This window comes from Acidaminococcus sp. CAG:542 (assembly GCF_000437815.1).
Lineage (GTDB): Bacteria > Bacillota > Negativicutes > Acidaminococcales > Acidaminococcaceae > Acidaminococcus.
Map to the genome: position 1 here is coordinate 1 of NZ_FR902005.1, position 3,158 is coordinate 3,158.

Annotated in this window: 2 protein-coding genes; one reads left to right on the plus strand and one right to left on the minus strand. The window is 55.7% G+C overall.

The features are described 5' to 3' along the window. Positions 1 to 30 precede the first annotated feature (30 nt). On the minus strand, positions 31 to 2,520 hold the full coding sequence (leuS, locus tag QVO43_RS00265; protein WP_022486643.1) for a leucine--tRNA ligase: 2,490 nt from the start codon (positions 2,518 to 2,520) through the stop codon (positions 31 to 33). Between the two features lie 155 nt (positions 2,521 to 2,675). Between leuS and QVO43_RS00270 the strand changes: the two genes are divergently transcribed. Next, positions 2,676 to 3,158, plus strand: a 483-nt coding sequence (locus QVO43_RS00270) for a metallophosphoesterase (RefSeq protein ID WP_288174240.1), incomplete at its 3' end; no start/stop codon positions are given.

The window sequence follows — 3,158 nt, forward strand, 5'->3', positions numbered from 1 at the left end:
GGGCTGTTGCTTGCGCAACAGCCCCTTTTTTTACTTCGCTACAATATTCACCAGCCGGCCGGGGACGGCGATGACTTTCATCACTTTCTTGTCTCCGATGGCGGCTTTGACTTCTTCCTGTTCCAGGGCCAGGTTCCCCAGGTCCTCTTTGCTGATTTCCGGTGCGGTCATGATCCGTGCCTTGGGTTTCCCGTTGACCTGGATCAGCACTTCCACCTGTTCCACTTTGATGGCTTCCGGGTCGTAGGTGGGCCAGGGTTCCTTGTGGATGCTGTTTTCGCTGCCCATGGCGTCATGCCACAGTTCTTCGGTGATGTGGGGCGTAAAGGGCGCCAGCATCAGCAGCAGCTTGGAAATGGCTTCGTACACCAGACCGTCGTTCACCGGTTTGGCCTTTTCCCGGTACGCATACAGGGCATTCACCAGTTCCATCAGGGTGGAAATGGCAGTGTTGAAGTTGAACCGGTTGTCAATGTCCTCGGTGACCTTCTTGATGCTCACATGGAGGATGTGCCGCAGTTCTTCGTCCGCTTCGTTCAGGTGGGCGGTATCATAGGAGGTGACCTTCCGGGCCAGCACATCCTTGAAGTAGTACACGATCCGCCATACCCGGTTCAGGAACCGGAAGGACCCTTCCACTCCCTGGTCGCTCCATTCCAGTTCCCGTTCCACAGGAGCGGCGAACATAATGAAGAGACGGGCGGTATCGGCCCCGAACTTCCCGACGATTTCTTCCGGAGACACCACGTTCCCCAGGGATTTGGACATTTTGGCCCCGTCCTTGATCACCATGCCCTGGGTCAGCAGGTTGGTGAAGGGTTCGTCCGCTTTTACCAGGCCGGCGTCGTGGAGCACCTTCATGAAGAACCGGGAATACAGCAGGTGCAGGATGGCGTGTTCGATGCCCCCGATGTACTGATCCACCGGCATCCAGTGATTTACGGCTTCTTCGCTGAAGGGAGCCTTGTCATTGTGGGGATCAGTGTAGCGCAGGTAGTACCAGGAAGAGCACAGGAAGGTATCCATGGTGTCCAGTTCCCGTTTGGCCGGACCCCCGCATTTGGGACAGGTGCAGTTGACGAACTGTTCACTGGTAGCCAGGGGAGAAGAGGCACCGGCGTCGAACTTCACGTCCAGAGGCAGCTTCACCGGCAGGTCTTTTTCCGGTACCAGCACTTCTCCGCAGTGCGGGCAGTACACCACCGGAATGGGACAGCCCCAGTACCGCTGACGGCTGATCAGCCAGTCCCGGAGACGGTAGTTGATCCGCCGTTTCCCCAGGCCTTTTTCTTCCATATAGTCAATGATGGCCTTCATGGCCTTGTGCATTTCCATGCCTGTGAAGGGACCGGCATTCACCAGTACCCCGTCTTTGTCCTCATAGGCATCGGTCATTTCTTCCAGCTTCAGTTCCTTGTCCTTGGGCTGGAGGGTGAGGATCTTCTTGATGCCGTATTTGGTGGCAAACATCCAGTCACGATGGTCCCCGGTGGGCACCCCCATAACGGCGCCGGTACCGTAGTCCACCAGTACATAGTTGGTGATCCAGATCTGGACTTTTTCCCCGGTGAGAGGATGGATGCAGTCCACTCCGGTGTACATGCCCAGTTTTTCCGATTCACTGGAGGTCCGTTCAATATCGGAGGTGTTCTTCACTTTGTTGCAGAAGGCTTCCAGTTCCGCTTTCCGGGGATTGTCCTTCAGCAGTTCTTCCACCATGGGATGTTCCGGAGGGATCACCACAAAAGTGACCCCGTAGATGGTATCCGGACGGGTGGTGTACACATTCAGTTTCTTGTGGAGGCTGGGAACTTCAAAGCCGAATTCCAGACCTTCGCTGCGGCCGATCCAGTTCCGCTGCATGGTCTTCACCCGGTCCGGCCAGCCCGGCAGTTTGTCCAGGTCGTCCAGCAGCTGTTCCGCATAGTCGGTGATCTTGAAGAACCACTGGCTCAGCTGTTTCTTTTCCACCGGCTGATGGCAGCGCCAGCATTTGCCGTCTTCCACCTGTTCGTTGGCCAGTACGGTGCCGCAGGTGTCGCACCAGTTCACGGAGGCTTCCTTCTTCACAGCCAGGCCCCGTTTGTACATCAGTTCAAAGAACCACTGGGTCCATTTGTAGTACTCTTCCTTGCAGGTGACCACTTTCCGGTCCCAGTCATAGGACAGTCCCAGTTCCTTCAGCTGCCGGGTCATGTTGGCGATGTTTTCCATGGTCCATTTGGCAGGGGGAATCTTGTGTTTGATGGCGGCATTTTCCGCAGGCATGCCAAAAGAGTCGAAGCCGATGGGATGGAGCACATTGAAGCCCCGCATGGTCCGGAACCGGGCCACCACGTCCCCGATGGAATAGTTCCGCACATGGCCCATGTGCAGGTTCCCGGAGGGATACGGGAACATTTCCAGCACATAGGATTTGGGCCGGGGATCCTCATTGCTGACCTGGTAGGTCTTGTTGTCTTCCCAATACTTCTGCCACCGGGCTTCGATCTCGTGTGGCTCGTACTTTTCCTTGAACATGAACATACCTCCTAAAAAAGAAAACCCGTCTGAAACACCTTGCATAAGTTCTCTGGATTCAGTAACATATGAGTATTACAGTGGTTTTTGTCTGTGCAATAGATTCATTATATATTTCGTATCACATAAAGTCAACGCAGGAAGGAGTGGGAACAATGGCAATTTATGCCATGGGGGATCTGCATTTTTCCGGAGAACCCCCCACAAAGCCCATGGAGGTTTTTGGAGCCCAGTGGCTGGGCCATCGAAAAAAAGTCATCACATACTGGAAGGAAACGGTAAAGGACGGAGACACAGTGCTCCTGGTGGGAGACACCTCCTGGTCCATGGATCTGGAAGACGCGGTGGCAAAGGATCTGGGACCTTTGGCGGCCCTCCCCGGGGATCTGGTGATCCTCAAGGGGAACCATGACTACTGGTGGAATTCCTTAAAGAAACTCCAGGCGGCTCTGCCCCCCAAAGTCCATTTTCTCCACAATACCTTCTACCAGACAGGGGATGTGGCCCTGTGCGGCACAAGGGGCTGGAACCTGCCCAGCATGCCCGGGTTCGGAGAACACGACCAGCTGGTCTACGACCGGGAATGCCAGCGGTTGGAACGGAGCCTGGCCGGAGCCCGGGAGGCCGGGGCGAAGCAC